Origin of the sequence: Clostridium sp. UMB9555A (assembly GCF_030222355.1) — a bacterium.
GTDB classification, from domain to species: Bacteria; Bacillota; Clostridia; order Clostridiales; family Clostridiaceae; genus Sarcina; species Sarcina perfringens.
Window position 1 is genome coordinate 1022464 of sequence record NZ_JASORQ010000002.1, and the last position, 22361, is coordinate 1044824.

The 22361-nt window shown below is 27.9% G+C and carries 15 protein-coding genes; 3 read left to right on the plus strand and 12 right to left on the minus strand.

Annotation, left to right across the window (positions count from 1 at the left end; genetic code table 11):
- The first annotated feature begins 78 nt into the window (after nt 1-78).
- On the plus strand, nt 79-3408 hold the full coding sequence (locus QP548_RS09950) for an MMPL family transporter (protein WP_061426525.1): 3330 nt from the start codon (nt 79-81) through the stop codon (nt 3406-3408).
- A 205-nt stretch (nt 3409-3613) separates the two neighbouring features.
- On the opposite strand, the gene QP548_RS09955 is transcribed toward QP548_RS09950, so the two are convergent.
- Nucleotides 3614-4453, minus strand: a complete 840-nt coding sequence (locus tag QP548_RS09955; protein WP_061426524.1) for a Cof-type HAD-IIB family hydrolase — start codon at nt 4451-4453, stop codon at nt 3614-3616.
- 394 nt (nt 4454-4847) lie between these two features.
- Between QP548_RS09955 and QP548_RS09960 the strand changes: the two genes are divergently transcribed.
- On the plus strand, nt 4848-5042 hold the full coding sequence (locus QP548_RS09960) for a hypothetical protein (protein WP_003448762.1): 195 nt from the start codon (nt 4848-4850) through the stop codon (nt 5040-5042).
- 92 nt (nt 5043-5134) lie between these two features.
- On the opposite strand, the gene QP548_RS09965 is transcribed toward QP548_RS09960, so the two are convergent.
- Nucleotides 5135-6436: a M18 family aminopeptidase gene (locus tag QP548_RS09965; RefSeq protein WP_370867228.1), complete on the minus strand. Its 1302-nt coding sequence runs from the start codon at nt 6434-6436 to the stop codon at nt 5135-5137.
- 135 nt (nt 6437-6571) lie between these two features.
- Nucleotides 6572-8479 (minus strand): SH3 domain-containing protein, encoded by a 1908-nt coding sequence (locus QP548_RS09970; protein ID WP_061426522.1) that lies wholly within the window; start codon nt 8477-8479, stop codon nt 6572-6574.
- A gap of 256 nt (nt 8480-8735) precedes the next feature.
- On the opposite strand from QP548_RS09970, the gene QP548_RS09975 reads away from it, so the two are divergent.
- Nucleotides 8736-9917: a cation diffusion facilitator family transporter gene (locus QP548_RS09975; RefSeq protein WP_061426521.1), complete on the plus strand. Its 1182-nt coding sequence runs from the start codon at nt 8736-8738 to the stop codon at nt 9915-9917.
- 102 nt (nt 9918-10019) lie between these two features.
- Here QP548_RS09975 and QP548_RS09980 read toward each other — a convergent pair whose 3' ends face one another.
- From QP548_RS09980 to QP548_RS10020, 9 genes are all read right to left on the minus strand, one after another.
- The gene (locus QP548_RS09980; RefSeq protein ID WP_061426520.1) at nt 10020-11864 is read right to left on the minus strand and encodes an LTA synthase family protein; all 1845 of its coding nucleotides are present in this window, start codon (nt 11862-11864) and stop codon (nt 10020-10022) included.
- A gap of 94 nt (nt 11865-11958) precedes the next feature.
- The gene (locus tag QP548_RS09985) at nt 11959-13767 is read right to left on the minus strand and encodes an LTA synthase family protein (protein WP_061426519.1); all 1809 of its coding nucleotides are present in this window, start codon (nt 13765-13767) and stop codon (nt 11959-11961) included.
- A 217-nt stretch (nt 13768-13984) separates the two neighbouring features.
- Complete coding sequence (locus QP548_RS09990; protein WP_061426518.1) at nt 13985-14707, minus strand: amino acid ABC transporter ATP-binding protein; 723 nt, start codon at nt 14705-14707, stop codon at nt 13985-13987.
- Nucleotides 14704-15375, minus strand: a complete 672-nt coding sequence (locus QP548_RS09995) for an amino acid ABC transporter permease (RefSeq protein ID WP_003476881.1) — start codon at nt 15373-15375, stop codon at nt 14704-14706. The genes QP548_RS09990 and QP548_RS09995 overlap by 4 nt, the downstream gene beginning before the upstream one ends.
- A 30-nt stretch (nt 15376-15405) precedes the next feature.
- Nucleotides 15406-16242: an ABC transporter substrate-binding protein gene (locus QP548_RS10000; protein ID WP_061426517.1), complete on the minus strand. Its 837-nt coding sequence runs from the start codon at nt 16240-16242 to the stop codon at nt 15406-15408.
- A 454-nt stretch (nt 16243-16696) separates the two neighbouring features.
- Nucleotides 16697-18817, minus strand: a complete 2121-nt coding sequence (locus QP548_RS10005; protein ID WP_061426516.1) for a HelD family protein — start codon at nt 18815-18817, stop codon at nt 16697-16699.
- A gap of 221 nt (nt 18818-19038) precedes the next feature.
- Nucleotides 19039-21192, minus strand: coding sequence for an ATP-dependent zinc metalloprotease FtsH (gene ftsH, locus QP548_RS10010; RefSeq protein ID WP_061426515.1), 2154 nt, complete (start codon nt 21190-21192; stop codon nt 19039-19041).
- A 24-nt stretch (nt 21193-21216) separates the two neighbouring features.
- Nucleotides 21217-21747: a signal peptidase I gene (lepB, locus tag QP548_RS10015; RefSeq protein ID WP_061426514.1), complete on the minus strand. Its 531-nt coding sequence runs from the start codon at nt 21745-21747 to the stop codon at nt 21217-21219.
- A 2-nt stretch (nt 21748-21749) separates the two neighbouring features.
- The gene (locus QP548_RS10020; protein WP_003469642.1) at nt 21750-21968 is read right to left on the minus strand and encodes a DUF3006 domain-containing protein; all 219 of its coding nucleotides are present in this window, start codon (nt 21966-21968) and stop codon (nt 21750-21752) included.
- Between the last annotated feature and the right edge of the window lie 393 nt (nt 21969-22361).

Below are 22361 nucleotides of genomic sequence, written 5' to 3' on the forward strand. Positions count from 1 at the left end.
AACTCTAAAAAACTCGATGAAATTATTAATTTTTTATTAACTAAGTTAATTAAAGTGGTAAAAGAAAGAAGGGACTATATGAAAGATAATATACTTAAAAAAATTAAACTTAATAAACCACTTAGCTTTTTTATTTTAATAATATGGTGTGCAGTTGTAGCATTTTTATTTTTAACTGCTCCTTCCCTATCAAAGCTAGTTAGTGAAAAAGGAGGAATACAATTACCTGATGATTATTCTTCTAAAATTTCAGATATCCTCCAATCAGATAATAAATTTAATAGTAAAGATAGCTATATAGCTGTTTTTCACTCAAGTAATAAATTAACAGATGAAAATCTAAAAAATATAAAAGATACTATTGATAGATTAAAATCACAAGAAAATAGTGATTATATTCAAAGTATAAATGATAGTTTTGATACTCCTCAGCTAAAAAATCAACTTAACTCTGAAAATGGTAAAACTATTATAGCCTTAATGACAATAAATCCAAAGGACTCATCTGTAAGTACAATAGAAAAAACTTTAAATGATGAATTAAAAACTCCAGGGGTTGAAACCTATGTTACAGGACAAAGTCTTATAGAGAATGATGTTAATGTAGCTGCACAAAAAGGATTAAACAAAACTCAAACAATAACTGTAATATTTATATTCATAGTCCTTATACTATTGTTTAAATCAGTAATTACTCCATTTATCCCTTTACTCACTGTAGGAATAAGTTATTTAGGAGCTCAATCTGTTGTCGGGATTTTAGCAGATAAGTTTAATTTTCCTCTTTCAAACTATACTCAAATATTTATGATTTGTATAATGTTCGGTATTGGAACTGATTACTCTATTTTGCTACTTAATAGATTTAAAGAGGAATTAGCTAATGGAAATAATAAACTTGATTCTGTAAAAACAACCTTTAAAACTGCTGGTAAAACAGTTTTATCTAGTGCTACTCCAGTATTTGTTGTTTTTGCATCCTTAAATTTTATTGGATTTAATTTATATAGAAGTGCCGTAGCTGTAGCAATTGGTATATTATTTTTAATTGCAGCCTTATTTACAATTTTCCCAGCGGTGATGATTATATTAGGAAAGAATATTTTCTGGCCTGTTAAAGGAACCTTTAAAGCAGAAGAAAATAGACTTTGGGCTAAGTTAGCTAATAAAGCATTTAGTAAACCAATTCCTATACTAGGAGCTATATTCACCATACTTTTACTTCCTATTTTATTTAATAACTTTCATCAATCATTTAACAATTTAAATGAGATTGGTGATACTTACTCTGCTAAGGAAGGATTTAATATAATAGCAGATGACTTTGGTATAGGACAAGCATCTCCTGTTTCAATATATATAGAAAATGATGATGATATGAGAAAGCCTGAATATGTAGCCTTAATAGAAAAACTTTCTAACAACCTACAAAATTCTAGTAGTGATATAAAATCAGTATTAAGTGTTACTAGACCAACAGGAGTTCGTCTTGATGAAATTTATGTAAATGACCAAGCTGGTCAAGTTTCACAAGGTATAGATAAAGCAAATAATGGATTAAACAAAATAAATGATGGATTAAGTGATGCTAGTAAAAAAATAGATTCATCAAAGAGCAAGTTAAAGGGGGCTGAAGAAGGTACAGCTAAGCTTCAAGAGGGTACTAAAAAAACTGAAACTGGAGTTTCTGAACTTCAAAGTGCTCTTAATAAACTTGTAGAAAGTATTCGTGAGGAACATAATGGAGCTACAGAATTAAAAGATTCCATAGATGGAGCCTTAGATAAAGTTAATTCTTTAAAACTAAGTAAATCTCAACTTGAAGGAGATTATAGTGCCATAGTTAATTCTGCTAATGATGTTCTTGATAATTTAAACAAAATTGATTCCTTAACAGGTAATCCAAATTCAGTTAATGTAGATACTAGTAAACTTAAAGAATCTCTTTCATCATTGAATTCTCATTTAAGTGAATATTCAAAGTCACATCCAGAGGTTTTAAATGATGAAAATTTCAAAAAATTCTCTGATGATATTAATAATTTAAATAATAACTCTAATAATTTACAAGGAACTATTAATAATACTTCAGAGATTAAAGCAATTAATGAAAGTATAGGTGCATTAAAAGTTTTAATAAATACTTTAAATAGTAAAAAGGATACTGTAATAAATAATTTAGATAAATTTAATTCTGGAATTTCTGAAATTGAAAATGGATTAAAGGCTTTAGATAGTGGTCTTGGTAAATCCTTATCAGGTGGAGAAGAAATTTCATCTAAAGTTCCTGAAATTTCAAATGCCTTAAACCAAATAGCTAATGGTCAATCTAAAATCAAAGATGGTTTCAAAGAATTTTCTAGCCAAATAAATGAATTATCTAATGGACTTGAGGCTGGTTCTAATGGACTAACTGAAATTCAAAATGGTCTTAAGTATGCTAACGGATTTATAAATGATTGGTCAAATCTATCTTATAATCTTTCAGGAATTTGTGTTCCAATTGAGGTATTTAGTAATGATGAATTTAAAAAATCCCTAAATCAATATATGAGCTCAGATGGTAAATTAGCAGTAATAAATGTAATTACTACAAAGAATCCTTATTCTAATGAAGCAGTTAATGAAATTCCTAATCTTAAATCTCTTGTTCAAGATGGAGTTAAAGGAACTAAGTTAGAAAATGCTAATATAGGTATTGGTGGAATGGCTAGTACAACATACGAAACTAAAAGGATGGCTGACTCTGATTATGATAAAGCTTTAATATTTGTAATAGTTGGAGTATTTATTACCTTAATTATTATATTGAGATCTTTAACAATGCCAATTTACTTAATGATTTCTTTATTACTAACTTATTTTACTTCAATAAGCGTAATACAATTTGTTGTCACTAAAATCATGGGATATCCAGGTATATCATGGATAACATCATTCTTTGGTTTTGTAGTTTTAATGGCTTTAGGTATAGATTATTCAATATTTATAATGACAAGATTTAACCAAGATCTTAATGGTTCCATAAAAGATCGTATAATAAGAACAATGAAAAGTATGGGTGGAGTAATAATATCTGCCGTAATAATCCTTAGTGGTACCTTTGCAGCCTTACTTCCATCTGGAGTATTATCCTTAATTGAAATTTCCATGGTGGTTCTAACAGGCATACTTTTATATGTTGTATTTGTTCTTCCTCTATTTATTCCAGCAATGGTAAAAATATTTGGAAAGGCAAATTGGTGGCCATTTAAACCAGCTTTATCAAAAGAGGATAAAAATTTAGATGATTCCACTACTATTGTTACAACAGTGGTCACAACTACTACCACAACTACCACTACAACTAAAAAAGGTTATTCTACCATAACAAAAAAAGAATCCAAAACAACTACAACCAAGGAATAAAATAAATAATATAGAGAAATTTATAGAAAACTTTTACTGTACAAAATAAATTTTCATGAAAATAAAGAGACTAAAATCCTAAATTTTACGATTTTAGTCTCTCTTTATTTAAGAAAATATTTTTAAAATACTAAAAAAAACTTAACTTTTCACTTAATCTTATATAAAATTAGTGTCTTCTATATTATAAAAAAATATCGCCAAATTAATCTAATACAAATTTTTCTATAGCCTTAGCTACTCCATTATTTTCATTTGTATCTGTTATGTAATCAGCTTTTTCTTTTAAAAATTCTTCTGCATTTCCCATAGCTACTCCAAGTCCAGCAAACTCTATCATACTAAGATCATTTTCACTATCTCCTAAACACATAATCTCTTCCCTGTTTATATTTAATATATCAGCTAAAACTTTTACGGCACGTCCTTTTGAAGTACCTTTATTCATTACTTCAAAGTTGCTTGGTGAAGAACTTACAACTTCTAAATCTTCATATTTTTTCAATTCTTCTTTTGCCTTAAATAAATCATTAAGCTTATTACTATCATTTTCTATACAAATAGCCTTAAGTATATGTTTCCCATAAGTTTTAAAAGCTTCTCTAAAATCTATTCCTTCTGAAAACATTACCTTTTCCTTTGATTTTCCCATCATTTTATTCATAACCTTATAGCCATGCTCTTCTGGAACAATCTTTTCAGAGATTACAGTGTTTGGTGTATTAAAATAAGCCATATTAATATCATATTTTTTTATGACATCATATATTCTATCTAATTGATCCTCATTTAAAACAGATTCATATATTATTTTATCTTCGTCCTTTTCTCTTATAAAAGCACCATTACATGATATTATAGGTGTTTTAACTCCTAAAAGTCCTGCATAATATTTAGCTGATGCAAATAATCTCCCTGTTGTCACAGCTACCTTTACGCCTCTCTCTGTAGCTTTTCTTATAGCCTCTTTATTTCTTTCACTAATTTCATGTTTATTATTTAATAATGTTCCATCCATATCTATACATATTAATTTATATGACATAATTAAAATCTCCCTCCAAACTGCCAACTATGTATTTTCTATTTTTTTCTTCTTATTATACCATCCTAAAGTATAGTATTTCTTTTTTCAACTTTATTAATTCCACTTTAAATAAATATAAGCTACTTAAAACTTATTAATAATAGTTTTAGCAAAATAACACATAGGTTTCCTAAAAACTATACTAATTGCCAAGCAAAATCTAATTTTAACTTAATAACTAAATTTATTTTGGGAAAAATAAATTTAAGCTAAAAATTTAGATATTAAAACTCTAATTTATAGCTGTATTAATAATTTTGTTTTTATTGATGTAACTTTAATTTATCTAATTTAAATTAAATCATTAATCTAAAACAAAACTCAAAATTAAAATTTGAAAGGGGAAATAAATATGAGTAAAAAATATCCTCCAAGAGATAGAGACTTTTATAGTCCAGAAAAACATGACTTAGTTTCTTATTCTAAAACTGGTAAGACTTATACTAAACTACCAAATCCGTTAGAAGATGATATAGTTTGCAATAATATATCCTATAGTGAATTTGACTATATAGAAGGCGATATGCTAGACGACGATGATATTTAAATATAAAAAATGGGATGTAAATTTCTACATCCCACTTTTATTATAATTAATAAAAATTATATTAACTAAATATATTGAAAATTATTAATAGACTAAATTCTAAAGAATTCAGTGAATGACTTTATACAATCAAAATGATCTTTAACGGCACCAAACTCTCTTATTGAATGCATTGCTAATATTGGAGTTCCCATGTCAACTGATCTTATTGGTAAATGAGTTGATGATATTGGTCCTATAGTTGAACCACCTCTCATATCTGATCTATTAACAAACTTTTGAACATTAACTCCTGCATTTCTACATATCATTTCATAAACAGCTGATGAATCACTATCACTTGTATAGCTTTGTGATGCTGCTATTTTTATTACAGGTCCTTTTCCTAAAACAGGTCTAACTACAGGATCGTGTTTTTCTCCTAAATTTGGATGAACAGCATGAGCTAAATCTGCTGAAATCATAAATGATTCTGATAATGATCTTAAGAAATCCTCTCTATCTTTACCTAAAGCTAGGACTATTCTTTCTAATATTGTTTTTAAGAAATCTGAATCTCCACCTTGTTTAGTAGCACTTCCAACCTCTTCATTATCAAAACATACCATTACATTAGTAGCTTGTGATACTTCAGCATCCATTAATGCTTTAATACCTGCATGAACCATTGATAAATCATCTAATCTTCCTGAAGATATAAACTCTTCATTTAATCCCATTAAGCAACCTTTTTCATATTCATATGGATATAATTCAAAATCAAGAATATCCTCTTTTTCACAATATAATTCTTTTGCTAAAAGTTCAACTAAATAATTACCTTTTTCTAAAGTTTCATTAACAAGTGATAATAAAGGTAATGTATCCTTTTGTCTATTTATTTTATATCCCTCATTAACTTCTCTATTCATATGAATAGCTAAGTTTGGAATTATAAGTATAGGTCTATTTATATTAACAATCTTATTTACTGGTTTTAATGGATTTTTACTTACTAATGATACTCTTCCAGCTAAAGCTAGTGGTCTATCAAACCAAGTATTTAGTATTGGTCCTCCGTAAACCTCTGTATTTAATTTTATATAAGTATTTTCAACTGTAATCTCTGGATTTGGTTTTATTCTAAATCCTGGTGAATCAGTATGAGCACCAATTATTTTAAATCCATTTTCAGCAATATCACCTTTACCAACTCTAAAAGCAATTAAAGCTGAATCATTTTTAGTTACAAAATACTTTCCTTCCACTTCTAGATTCCATCTATCAGCCTCTTTTAATTCTTTAAAACCTTCAAATTCTAAAGTGTCCTTAACATTCTTTACTGCATGAAAAGCTGTTGGACTTTCATATAAAAAATTAATTAATTCATTTGCAATAACTTTTTCCATATGTATCTCACCTTTCTGTATAAAATAGATACTTTTAATTATACTTTACCACAAAATCCATAATTAACAAAATCTTAAAGTTATCTAAAAAGTACTTCCTTTATTCAAAAATTTACACTATTTAAATATATTCACAACTAATTACACTTTAATGTAATCTTTACTCACATATCCATTCTTAGTACCTGTACTGGCATTAAATTCAACCTTATACCAACCATTTTCCTCTCCTAAAATTTTAACTTTATCTCCTGATAATAAGTATCCAATAACTTGATATGAAGTTCCTGGACCAGTTCTAACATTTAGATTTGTGCTTACCCCATATACAGTTCCTTCTTTAATTCCACTCTCATTTCCATTGTTAGACCCTTCATTGACTATAGTTATATATGACTTTGAAGCATATCCAACCTTACCATTAAATCTTATTTCATACCATCCATCAACTTCTTTAATTATCTCTACCTTATCATTATTACGTAAAGTTCCTATTACCCCGTAATTACTTCCTGGACCACTTCTCATATTTAAGGCACTATTTACTTTTACTATCCCTTGTTTATTTACTGATACAGATGGTTTTTCTGGCTCTACTGGTTTCTCTTCATTTGACTCGTTATCTAGTACTTTTATGTATTGGCTTGATACATATCCAACCTTTCCATTAAACTTTATTTCATACCATCCATCAACTTCTTTGATAATTTCTACCTCATCATTATTACGTAAAGTTCCTATTACTCCGTAATTGCTTCCTGGACCGCTTCTCATATTTAAGGCACTATTTACTTTTACTATCCCTTGTTTATTTACTGATACAGATGGTTTTTCTGGCTCTACTGGTTTCTCTTCACTTGACTCGTTATCTACTACTTTTATATATTGACTTGATACATATCCAACCTTTCCATTAAACTTTATTTCATACCATCCATCTACTTCTTTAATAATTTCTACCTCATCATTATTACGTAAAGTTCCTATTACTCCGTAGTTGCTTCCTGGACCACTTCTCATATTTAAGGCACTATTTACTTTTACTACTCCTTTTTTATTTACTGATACAGGTGGTTTTTCTGTTTCAGCATCCCCATTAGTTTCTTCGTCCTCAGGATTCTCATTAATTATTGATATATAATCCTTACTTACATATCCATACTTCTTTTTAACTCCATCTATATAGTCAATTTTGTACCATCCATTTAACTCTTCATATATTCCTACCACTTGATTTCTATTTAATTTGTGAACTATTCTTCCTGAAGTGCTTGGACTCTCCCTTACATTAAGAACAGAAGCATTAATAACTTTTCCTTGCATTTTAGGCTTTAACCCGTCATCTTCTAAGCTTCCATCTCCACCAGAAATTCTATCTTTAAAATAAGGCCATAAACTTGGTCTATCTTCAATCATCATCCTTGAACATGTTTTTCCACTTGCATCTCTATGCATAACAACGTTTTCTGCTGGTATATTGTATTTATTCATTAGATATTTAGTTAATTCAATTCCATTTTCTAAAGTTTTATCAAAGTCATTTCCCTTATTAACACATAGTTCTATAGCAATAGTTGTGGAATTATTTATATTTGGATTATTACCATCTCCAACATGCCACCCCTTCCAAGTGTCTTCTAAAGCTTGAATAATATTACCTTCATCAATTATATAATGTGCTGATGCTTTAGCATTTGGATGATTTGCAAAGTAATTTCTATTAGCCATAGCATTAGCACCAGCTTGTCTATTATCAGTATCATGTATAACTATATATTTTGGATTTATAGTAACTCCTTGGGAGTAATTTATATCTATCAATTGTTTGTTTACTTTTATTCCATTTATAACAGGTGTGTTCTCTGTATCTTTTGCATTTCCATTATTAACTTCATGGTAGTCACCAGCTATACAATTGCTTTCCTTATGACTTTCCTTTTGAACTTCTCCTCCCTTATTTTCATCTGCTAGAACAATTTCACTAAAGCTTGAAATATTCGTAACTAAAACGCACGACATTAATAAAGCCCTTATTTTCCTTCTATTCATATTTCCTTTTCTCTCCTATATTTCATAATTTCCCTATATTAAAAATTTCCCAATTTGCTTATTATTTTATATTCTATTTCAATATTTTTCAATATAAAATATTGTGATATAATAAAATGAGATTTACTTGAATAAAGTTAATATAATTGCTAAATTTTATATTTAAAAGTGAGTTTAATTTTAAATATATATAAATTGAATATAATTTTAACTAGAATTTAGTTTAAAACTTAATAAAAATGGAGAGATGATTAATATGTTTTCAAATCTTATAATAAAAACCTTCATTAAGGATTACAAAAACACAGAAAATGAAAGTGTTAGAAGTTCTTATGGGTACTTAGCTAGTATAGTTGGAATAATTGTTAACATAATTTTATTCTTAATAAAATTTTCTGTAGGATTAATTTCAGCAAGTATAGCTATAACAGCAGATGCCTTTAATAATTTATCTGATGCTGGATCTTCTGTAATAACCATGATAGGTTTTAAATTGGCTAAAATGCCAGCTGATAAAGAGCATCCATTTGGACATGGTAGAATTGAGTACATTTCAGCTCTAATAGTAGCATTCATGGTAATGTTAGTAGGTTTTCAATTCACCAAATCATCAATTGAAAGAATTCTCAATCCAACACCTGTAACCTTTGAAATAATTCCTTTTATTCTACTTGTAGTATCAATATTCTTTAAATTTTGGTTAAGTAGATTTAATAAATTAACAGGTGAAAGAATAAATTCTTCAGCTCTTAAAGCTGCTTCAGTTGATGCTTTAGGGGATGTATTTACTTCAACATGTGTTGTTATATCATTTTTAGCTGCAAAATTTACTACTTTCCCTATTGATGGATATATAGGTGTTATTGTTTCACTAGCTATTCTATATGCTGGATTTACTTTAGTAAAAGAGACTATAAATCCACTTTTAGGAGAAGCACCTGATCCAGAGCTTGCTAAAAATATTAGAGAAATGGTTTTATCATATGACCATATAATAGGAGTTCATGATCTTATAATTCATAACTATGGTGTAGGTAAGTGTATGGCTTCAATTCATGCAGAAATACCTTCTGACATAAATGTTATGAAAATACACGATATCATAGATATGGCTGAAAGAGAAATTTCTAAAAAACTAAAGATTTATCTAGTAATCCATATGGACCCTATTTGTTTAGAAGATGATGAAATAAAACAAGCTAAAGAAGAAATAGACAAAATTATCAAATATAATCCACTAATAGAATCAATGCATGATTTTAGAATTGTTGGTCATGGTAACAAGAAAAATCTTATATTCGATATTGTTGTTAATCCTGAGAAACTTAGAAAAGTTATGTCTGAAAGTGAGCTTAAAGAAGAAATTATAAAGGCAGTCAAAGAAACTCACCCTCAATATAACTGCATAATAACTATTGATAAAGATTTTACTTGTTAAAACAAAAAGTAGCTATGAATTTTCATAGCTACTTTTTTTATACAAACTTGAGAACTTATATTAAAAATATTTAAAACTTATTTTTCACAGTCCTCTTTTTTATTAATTATTTTTAAAATAATCTGATCTTATTATCTTAGTTGATATATCATAAGATTGTTTAACATGATTTAATTCATCTTGAGATTTAGCCTCTCCTGCTACTTCACCACCTGGAAGTGCTACTATATTTCTATTTGTATTTAAAAGATTTCTTCCTATTACATTTCTTAAGCTACCATCATTAACTCCTAAAAGATATGAAACTGTTGGCATAACATCTATAAGTCCACCTTTAGTTTCTATTGTTTTTCCTTGTATTGATGGATTATAGATTATAAGTGGTACTTTTTTCTCATTAAGTTTCCAATAGTTACCATCAAAATTAACATCTTTTAATTGCTCTTTATAATATTTATTTGGACCAGCATGATCACCATATATAACAAATACAGTATCATCAAATCTTCCTTCTTCTTTTAGCTTGTCCATAAACATTTTAATAGCTTCATCTGTATATCTTACTGTTTTAAAGTATTGTCCTATAAGAGTTCCTTCTATTTCACTAGGTATTTTTATTGTTGTATGTGCATCATCAATCTCAAAAGGACCATGATTTGTTAAAGTAACAGTAAATAGATAGAATGGTTGTTTTAAATCCCCAGCCTTAGTAGCTAATTGAGTTAAGTAACTCTTATCTGAAATTCCTAATCCAATTATTTCATCTTCATTAAAGTCATATAATGTATATGACTTTTGGAATTTTAGTAAACTGTGGTGTACTTCTCCCCAATTCCAACTTCCAGCTACTTCTGGATGAGCTGAAACTGTAGTATAACCATTCTTTTCTAATATAGATGGCAATGTTGTTAAAGTTCTACTTGGATAAGCAAAAGATGTAGCAGTATTAGTTATTGGTAACATACCTGTATTAACCATTAAATCCGCATCCGAACTAAATCCAGTTAAGTTTTCTTCATAAATGTTAGGGAAATAATATGAATTCTTTAGTATTGAATTTAATGTAGGAGTTATTTCCTGTCCATCAATTTTTTTATTTATAACAAAATCTTCTAAAGATTCAATTTGTAACACAACTAAGTTTTTGCCTTTTAATTCCCCTTTATATTGATTATCTGGTAAGTTTTCATAATTTGCATCAAGCCAATTTTTAACTTCTTGTTTTTCTTCATTGCTTAATTTTATATCCTTATCAAGAACTAAGGTCTTATAAATATCAAAGAAATGATATCCTAAAGGAGTAGCTCTGAAAATTCCACTAGTTGGTGTCCAAGCAACCCTTAAAAATCCTTTTTCTCCATTAGTTATATCCTTAACATCATATAAATAGTATTTTCCTAACACACATCCACTTGGTACTAAGAATGTTAATAAAAATGCTATAACTCTATATTTTACCTTTCCAAAATACCAATCCTTAGTGTACTTTCTAAATAATATGTAAAGTATAGGTAATAATACTAAGTCTATTATAAATAATAGCATCCTACTTCTAAAGAAGATAAGATCCTTATTTAAAGGATTAAATAAATCTGGGTAAATTAAAAACTTTATTGATGGAAAAGTTCCATACAGTCTGTAATAAAGTAAATCAAAAATTAAAAGTGCTGAAATTCCTAAGTCTACAATATATAGATAAATAAACTTTCCCCATCTTTTAAATAAAAACCCAAAACTTATGAATATTAATGGGAATAAAAGATATATTATCTTATAATCTATTAATCCATATACAAATCCTAAATTCAGCTCCATTCCACTATTGCTTTTTAGCATTGTACAAAAAACAGTAATTTTAAATACAAGTAAAATATAAAATAAAATTTCTAAAGGAAACTTTTTAAAGAATCCACCTATTTTACTTAAAAGTCCATTACTTTTAGCCATAAATCTTCTCCTTTCTAGTATTAAAACTAATAAAATATATGTAAAGCTATTAGCTAAATACTAATAAAAATATAGCTAATAGCTTTAAATTCAATTAATTATTTTTAAAATAATTTCCTTGTATAATCATATCTGCAATATTAAATGATTTCTCTAAATGAGCTTTTTCTTCCGGTGTTGGATTTCCAACTATTTCTCCATTGTTTAATATGCTTGCATTTCTATTAGTATTTACTAATACTCTTCCCATTGCTGTACTATCAAAAGTATCTCTATTAAATCCTAAAAGGTATGCTATAGTTGGTAAGAAATCTATTTGACCACCTTCTTTTGATATAGTCTCCCCATTAATACTTGGATTGTATATTAAGAAAGGTATTTCCTTTTCATCATCTTTCCACCAATCTCCCTCTAAAGGAGCATCTTTTATTTTATCTTCGTAGAATTTATGAACTCCACCATGATCTCCATAAATCATTATTACAGTATTGTTTAAAAGACCTTCTTCTTTTAATTGATTTATAAATTCTCCAATAGCTTCATCTGTATATCTAACACTTTGGAAATATGCACCTAACATATTTTCATTTAAATCTTCTGGTAAATTTAAATATTGTTTATCCTTAGGCATATCAAATGGTCCATGACTTGTTAATGTTACTAAGAATGTATAGAAAGGTTGTTTTTGATTCTTTAATCTCTCTCCAACCTGTCTTAAATAAGACTCATCTGACATTCCAAGTCCTATTATTTCACTTTGATCAAACTGATGAGCATCCCATATTTCATCAGCTTTAAATGCCTTATGAACCTCTGCCCAGTTCCAATTTCCAGGAACCTCTGGATGTGTTGAAACTGTTGAATATCCTTTACTTTTTAATATTTTTTGTAAAGTATTATATTCAGCCCATGGATACCCAAATACTGTAGTTCCTTCTCTAACAGGAAGTATTGATGTATTAACCATTATATCGCAATCTGAACTTGTTCCTGAATTATTTTGTTCTTTTATATTATCAAAATATAAGCTATTCTTTAAAAGTTTATTTATGTTTGGAGTAATCTCTTGACCATAAACTTTTTTACCTATAACAAAGTTTTCAAGAGACTCAACCTGCAAGGCTATAACATTTTTTCCTTGAAGCATACCTTTATACTTGTTATCTGGTAAATCTTCTTTGTTTTCATCAAACCAAGTTTTAATTTCATTTTTTTGAGCATCAGTTAAAGTTTCTTTTCTGTTAGCATAATAATAAATATCATATCCATGATATCCTAATGGACTTGAATCGCTAATTGTTTGAAAAGGCGCCCATGATATTCTTAAAAAACTTTTATCTGATTTTCTTTGAATATCTATATAGTAGTGTGATACCCCTATTACTGTTGCACTTATTCCAAAAAGGCATATAAATGCAATTAATCTAGTTTTTATATTATTTTTATATTTAACCTTTTTTAAACCTGTAAAGTTATAAACTAAAAATAATATTATAAAATCAACTATGAACACTACATCTACTTTAGCTAAATTAAATAAGCTCTTTCCTACAGGATTAAATATTCCTGGCTCAATTATATGTCTTATTGATAAAAAAGTTCCATTTACTCTGTAATACCAAATATCAGCTACAAATAAAATTGTTACTAGAATATCAATAACTATACCTGCCCACATTCTTCCTTTACCTTTAAATAGATAAACAAAACTCGCTATTAACGTAACTATTGCTATATGAGCCCACCAAGCAGGGGGAGTAAAATACATTAAATCAAAATTAATTCCTCTAGACCCTGGGGTTCTAAGCATTGATAAAAGTAACATTGATTTTATTTGAAGTGTTATCACTAAGAAAATAAAAACCCAGTTACACTTTAAAAAGCTTTTTACTTTTTCCTTCATAAAATTTCCTCACTATCTTTCTATATAATATTTACTTAAATATTATAACATTTACAGTAAAATTTTCATTAAAAAATAATTAATATTTATTCAATAATTAATTTTTATTTTAAAATACAAAAGAGGACATAAAGATTTTTTTCTTTACATCCTCTTTTTGTACTAATTAATTTATTTAAAAGATTAAATCTATTAAGATTTAATCTCTTAAAGGCATTTATAAAACTTTTGATAGAAAATCTTTAGTTCTTGAATTTTTAGGATTTTGAAATATCTCCTCTGGAGTACCTTCTTCAATTATTCTTCCTTCATCCATAAATAATATTCTATCTCCAACTTCCTTTGCAAAGCCCATTTCATGGGTTACTACAACCATGGTCATTCCATCTTTAGCTAAAGATTTCATAACTCCTAAAACTTCTCCTACCATTTCAGGGTCCAAAGCAGATGTTGGCTCATCAAAAAGCATAACATCTGGTTCCATAGCTAAAGCTCTTGCTATAGCTATTCTCTGTTTTTGCCCTCCTGAAAGTGAATTTGGATAAACATTCTTTTTATCTAAAAGACCTATCTTTTCTAATAATTCACTTCCTTTTTTTATAGCTTCACCATTAGAAATATTTTTTATTTTTGTTGGTCCTATTGTTAAATTCTCCATAACTGTTTTATGTGGGAAAAGATTAAATTGTTGAAAAACCATTCCCATCTTTTCTCTTATTTTATTTATATCAACATTTTTATTAGTTATATCTTCCCCTTCAAAATTAATTACCCCTGAAGTGGGTTCCTCTAATAAATTTAAGCATCTTAAAAATGTACTTTTTCCTGATCCTGAAGGCCCTATTATAACTACTACTTCTCCCTTTTTTATTGTTTCATTTATATCTTTTAAAACCTCATTTTTACCAAAACTTTTATATAAATTTCTAACATTTATCATGATTTACTCAACCTCTTTTCTACATAAGACATAACTCTTCCTAAACTAAATGTCATAACAAAATAAAACATTGCTATAACAATAAGTGGTTCAAAACCTTTATAAGTAGCCCCTGTAACTATTTTTGATGAATACATAAGTTCTGCTACTCCAATTGTAGATGCCATAGATGATTCCTTTATTATGGCAACAAACTCATTTCCTATAGCAGGGAGTATGTTTTTTATAGCTTGAGGAAGTATTATAAGTCTCATAGCCATTCCTTCTGTCATACCTAAACTTCTAGCCGCTTCTAATTGTCCCTTATCAACAGCATCTATCCCTGCTCTTATTATTTCTGAAACATAAGCTGCTGAATTTAAGGAAATAGCAATAATACATGAAGGTAAAACCTCTAATTGGATTCCAAAGGAAGGTAATCCAAAATAAACTATATATATTTGTAATAAAAGAGGTGTTCCTCTTATAACTTCTACATAAGCAGTAGAAATAACCCTTAAAATTTTAACTTTAAATATTGAAAATTTGGAACGTTTCATAAAGCATAAAATTGTTCCTAATAAAGCTCCCAAAATAACTGTTATTGCTGAAATTATTAATGTCCATTTAGCACCTTCCAAAAACACTGGAAAATACTCTTTTAAAAAACTGAAGTCTAATCCCCCCATAGTATTGCCCCCTAATTATTAAAATTCATTTTATTCTTCTTTCTTTTGATATGGAACTAATTCAATAGCATCATTTGTAAATTGATCTATCTTTCCATTTTCTTTTAACTCTTTAATTGTAGAATTGACTTCATCAACTAAGTCTTTATTTCCTTTTTGTATTGCTATGGCTGAACCACCCTCTGAGTTTTTAATCACCTCATCTGCAACAGCTAACTCAGAATTAACCTCTGAAGCTATTTTAGCAACAGGAAGTTCAGTAATTACAGCATCTAACTTACCAGTTTTTAATTCTAAAATTAAAGTATTTACATTATCTAAAAGCTTAACATCTGCTCCTTCTATTCCTTTAGCTATCTCTGCTTGAATAGACCCCATTTGAGCCCCAACTTTTTTTCCTTTTAAATCCCCAATTCCTTTTATAGATTCTTTATTATCTTTATTTATTAATATTCCTTGCTCTGCTTCATAATAAATATCTGAAAAATCTACTGCTTCTTTTCTTTTCTCATCAGGAGTTATTCCTGAAATCCCCATATCAATCATTCCATTTTTAACAGATTGAATTATAGCCCCAAATTCCATCTCTTTAATTTCTAAATCAACCCCAAGATTTTTAGCAACCTCTTTTGCAATATCTATATCCAAACCAACAATTTGGTCCTTTCCATCTTTCATTATATGGAATTCATAAGGTGCATAATCAGCACTAAGACCAACTACTAATTTTCCACTTTCTTTTATCTTAGCTACCTTATCACTAGATCCATTTTCTTTAGCAGTTTTTGCCCCACATCCTGCTAAACTTAAAGTCAATCCTCCAATCATAGCAACTGACAATATCTTTTTAAATATATTCTTTTTCATATATATTCCCCCTAATATTTATTCGCTTATTGCTCTCTTCTTGAATAATTATACATTATTAATGAATAAAAATGCAATATATTTTTTAATATAAATATATTGCAAATGTTGATTTTTAATATAAAATTATTTTTAACAAGCATTTTATAACTATATACTCATATAGAAAACATATTCATTAGTTATTTAATTAATTTTAATATGTTTTATTTTCAAATTTATTATTTGATTCTAGACCTCCATTTTGTGTTTTTATACATTTTATTCTTATGTTAAACAAATTTTATACAGCAATAAAACTTAATCTCCTTTAGTAAAATAAAAAGGATTTTATAAAAGTTTAATAATAAAAGTTACAGGGAGTATAATGAAAATATCTAATTTAGAAATTCTCAAAATATGCTTGTAACTTTTATTAAAATCTATTTTTATAAAATCCTTTTAAAAAGTAAAATTATTTAAATTGTATTTCTTTTAATCTATGAAGAGCTCTAGTACTCATTATATATTTTATTAGATCTTCATTTTCATCCTTTGATGACCCATTATCTACAATAATAACCCCATCAAATTCTAATCCCTTTGCAAAGTAAGATGGTATTATAACATTTCCACCTTTATATAATACATCTTCGTTATCAAACTTAACTAAATGCACTTTATTACTTATAAGATTATATACTTTTTCTAACTCTTCTTTGTCTCTTGTTATAATAGCTATACTTTCTAATCCTTCATTTGAAAATTCTTTTAAAGACTCAATAATGCTTTCTGAAAGTTCTTCACTATTATGGAATTCAATTTCCTCAACTGGTTTACCATGTCTAACTATAGGAATTATTCTATCTTCATCAAGATATTTATTTGCATATTCCATTATTTCATAAGTACTTCTATAACTTTTATTTAAGTTATAAATCTCTGGATTTACATCATCAAATATTTTTCCTAGTTCCATCATAGGAGCTAAGTCTGAATATTTAATAAGTCTTTGATTTACGTCTCCTACAACAGTAAAATACTTAGTTCCTGTTAATTCTCTTACAACTTTAAATTGAAGTGGTGAATAATCTTGAGCTTCATCTATAACCACATGTCTATAATCCTTTGTTGCTTTTTTACCTTCTAATTTTATTGCTAAGTATAATATTGGTGCTAAATCATTTATGGTATATTCTTTTTTATTTCCATTGAATCTGTCATAGATATCTAAAACATCTTCTCTTGAAATCCAACTATCTAACTTAGCTCTTGAATCCATTACTTCCTTAACAATTTCTCTTATTCTTAATTTTCTTCTAAATTCTAAGTTATTTTCTTCAATTAAAAGTTCTTCAGGAGTTAATTTTTCCTTTTCTTTTCTTAATTCTTCATTAAGCTCCCAAACTTTTTCATCTCTCTTATCCTTTATCTTAGATAATATTATTCTCTTAATTTTTTCACTTCTTCTAAATAAAGGCATATACTCATAATGTTTATTAAACATTTCTTCTATTTCTTCTTTTGAAATAACTAAATCACCAAAGTATTTTACATCTTCAACATGGAAATAATCCTTACCCATTTCTTTTACTAGGTTATCTAAATCTTCAATTATCTCATATGAATTTTTATATTTAGCATCCTCTATAAACTCTTTATCCTCTGAAAGTATTTTTTCTAAATACTTATCAAAACTCATTATGTATAATTCACTATCCATTTCTTTTAAAGCAAAACTAGCAAAAGTCTCCTGTTTTACTCCTACTTCCCCAAGACTAGGTAATACTTGTGAAATATACTCCATAAATATACCATTTGGTCCTAAGATAAGAACTTTATCTTCTAATTCTTTTCTATAGTTATATAAAAGGTATGCAACTCTATGAAGTGCTATTGTAGTTTTACCACTACCTGCTACCCCATTTACAACTATATTAGAAGTTCTCTCTTTTCTTATGATTTCATCTTGCTCTTGTTGGATTGTCATTATTACATCTTTAAGCTTATCAGAACTATTATTACTTAGAACCATTTGTAAAATATCATCTTTTACATCTATGGCTGAATCAAAAACTCCCTTTAATTCTCCTTTTTTAACTATAATCTGTCTTCTACCTTCTATATCACATTTTATAGGTCCATCTGGTGATGTATAACTTGCTTCACCTAAACTACCATGATAAAAAAGTGAAGCCACAGGGGCTCTCCAATCTACTATTACAGGCTCATAGCTTCCTTCTGGAGTTACTCCAAATCTACCAACATATAAAGTATCCTTTTGATCAAACTCTAAATCATTAAAAGTAACTCTTCCAAAGTAAGGTGATTCCTTTAAGATTGTTAATTCCTTTAATTTTTTATCTATTGTAGTAAAGGCTTGTTCTTTTACATATCTTTCATGGTCAAAGTACTCTATTAATTTATCTTCATCATCTTTATATTCTTCAACTGCATTTTTTCTATAATCTAATATATATTGTGTTACAAATTTTCTTTTATTTATATATGAAAGCATTTCTTCATTTAATATATTAGAAACTTCCTCTAATTTTTTCTCTTCAACTAAAAATTCTATATCTTTTTTATCAGTCATTAGAATCTTCCTTTCTTACTTTCTCTATTACATTATACCCAATTATAACATTAACTTTCCTCTCATTAAAAATACAAATGAAAAGTCAAAAAGTGCATGAAGCATTTTTAACTTCATGCACATTTTATAATCATATAAAATTATAGTGTATATTATTTTAAACTAACACTAAAAGTGAAATAGAAAATATCTTTTTTTCTATATTTTTATAAATTTTATTTCTATTCACCGTCAACTTTATTATTTGTAGAGCTATCATATTTCTTTTCTTCTGTAGCTCCATCATTAACATTAGATTTAACTTCTTCATTTTCTTTAGATGAATCTAAAGCATCATTGTTAGCTTCATTATTAGCTCTTGCTAATTTTGCAGCCTCTTCTTGAGCTTCGATCATAGCTTTTAATTCAGCTTGTTTTCTTTGCTCTTCTTCTAATCTTAATGCTTCTTCTCTAGCTTTTTTGATTGCTTCTTCTTTTTCTTTTCTCTTAGCTAAAGCTTGCTCTCTTAGACTTTGAATTTCCTTTTTAGCCTTTTCATCAGCTTCTCTCTTTTCTGGATATTTACCATAAACTATTTCCATGAATTCGTCACCCATGATAGTTTCTTTATCTAAAAGAACACCTGTTATCTCATCTAATAACTCTCTATTTTCAATTAAAATCTTAATTGATTTTTCATGAGCTTTTTTAATAACTTGTAAAACTTCTTCATCAGCTATGGCAGCAGTAGTTTCTGAACAGTTTCTAACTGGTCTTCCATCTAAGTATCTATTACTCATAGCTTCTAAAGCCATCATATCAAATCTCTCACTCATACCATAAATAGTTATCATATTTCTAGCTGATTGAGTAGCTCTTTCAATATCATTTGATGCACCAGTAGTTATACTATTAAATACTACTTCCTCTGCTGCTCTACCACCAAGCATAACTGATATTTGATCTATCATTTCTTCCTTAGATACTAAGTATTTTTCTTCCTCTGGAAGTTGCATTGTGTATCCTAAAGCTCCCATTGTTCTGGGAACTATTGTTATCTTATGAACTGGGTCAGTATTATTTAATAAAGCTGCAACTAATGCGTGACCTACTTCATGATATGCAACTATTTTCTTTTCTTTTGGTGAAAGTATTCTATCTCTCTTTTCTTGACCTGCTATTATAACTTCAACAGCTTCGTCTAAGTCTTCTTGAATTACAAACTTTCTACCATGTTTTACAGCTCTTAAAGCAGCTTCATTAACTATGTTTGCTAAGTCTGCCCCAACAGCACCTGGAGTAGATTTTGCTATTTCTTCTAAAGATACATCATCTGATAATTTAACATCTCTAGAGTGAACCTTTAATATTTCCTCTCTACCTATTAAATCTGGTCTATCAACAATTATTCTTCTATCAAATCTACCTGGTCTTAATAAAGCTTTATCTAAAACCTCTGGTCTATTTGTAGCTGCTAAAATAACAACCCCTTTTGAAGAATCGAAACCATCCATCTCAGTTAATAATTGGTTAAGAGTTTGTTCTCTTTCATCATTTCCTTGAATAGCACCATCTCTACTCTTACCAATAGCATCAATCTCATCTATGAAAACTATACATGCAGCTTTTTCTTCTGCTTGCTTAAATAAATCTCTTACTCTCGCAGCTCCCATACCTACAAACATCTCAACGAAGTCTGAACCTGACATTGAGAAAAATGGTACTTTTGCTTCTCCTGCAACAGCCTTAGCAAGTAAAGTTTTACCTGTTCCTGGAGGCCCTACTAATAAAGCCCCCTTTGGAAGCTTAGCTCCTATTTCTACGTATTTTCTTGTATCATGTAAAAAGTCTACAATTTCTACTAAGGATTCTTTAGCTTCATCTTGACCTGCAACATCTTTAAATGTTATTCCAGTCTCATTTTCAGCATAAAGCTTAGCATTATTTTTACCAAATGACATTACTCCGCCACCCATTTTATTATTCATTTTAGAGAACATCATTCTACCAACAAAGAATATAAGTATTAATGGGAAAACCCATGACATTAATAAACCTAAAAGTTGATAGTTTTCTGGTTTAGTTACATTGAATTCTACCCCTGCTACAGTTAAATCTTTAATTAACTCTGGTTGACTAATACCTGCAACTGCTGGATTAGTTGTATATAAGATTTTTCCTTTTAAATTACTACTATCTGAAGGTGTTATCTCAATTTGATTTCCTGAAAAGTTTACTGATTTAACTTCCTTTTTATCTAACATTTGCATGAAAGTACTATAATCTACTTTTTCATATAGCATTTCATCTTTAACCATATTAAAGGTTAATAATATACCAAACGCTATAATACTATATATGACAATATATTTAAGCATTTTTTTATCTTTAAACATACATCATTCCTCCTTCTCTAACGTTTATTTTACAAATCCTATTCTATCAAAAGGATATACTGTTAACTGTGCCTTTGCTTCTATGTCTTTTCCATCTATATAAGGATTGCTCCAATACCTAGCATCATCACTATTATTTCTATTGTCACCTAACATTAAAAACTTTCCACTTGGAACATCAAAGGACATATCAGTTTTTCCACCTTGATATTTTACATAGTCTTCTTCAAGTTTATTTCCATTTATATAAACTGAACCATCACTTTTTATTTCAACATGCTCACCTGGTAATCCAATGACACGTTTTAAAAGTGGTTCTTTTAATTCATCAGAATTAAAAACGACTATATCTCCTCTTTTGATATTATTAGGATTATATATTCTGGTAACAAATAATTGATCACCAATCTCTACTGTAGGCATCATTGATCCTGTAGGAACTTTTATCTTAAACAATAAAAATTGATGAATCAAAGCAGCTAATAGTAAAGCTGCTAAAATTGGTATAATCCAATCTAAAAAGAATGATTTATTCTTTGTATTACTAGAACTCATTACTATTCCCACATACCTTTCATCAAATCTTCTATTTCTTTTTTTCTTTTTTCTGTAAGCGCTTTATCCAAGCAAAACTTACCCTCTTTGCCTTTAACTAAAACATCCCCCTCTTTTACGTCACCTATTACGTCATCTTTTTTTAATTCTAAAATATTTTCTTTTTCATCTTCACATACAATAAAATGTCCTTCTATTCTATCTACTATTATTTTTTTCATTTTATACTCCTTGCTCCGAATATTAGTATGAGAAATCTTTAAACTCAATTTAAAATTATTCCTCATTAATTTTAGAATTTTTTACCTTTAATAATCTTAAAGTATCAAGTATAAGTATATCATAAATTACCATAACTTTGTAAACTTTAATTCATACTTTTTCCCTCAAGTTTCATAAATATTTCAATATTATTTTATCAACTTATTGTGTCTTTTTTATGTCTTTCATTATTAAATATTTTTGACTTTTAAATAGTAATATTTTGAAACAATCTAATTTATTAAATAATTTTTGATTCTTAATTTTATTAAATAAATTTATATAATTCTAAAAAAATTATATTCTACTATATTCATTATTATCCTTCACTTTTATTATATACTTTAATACAT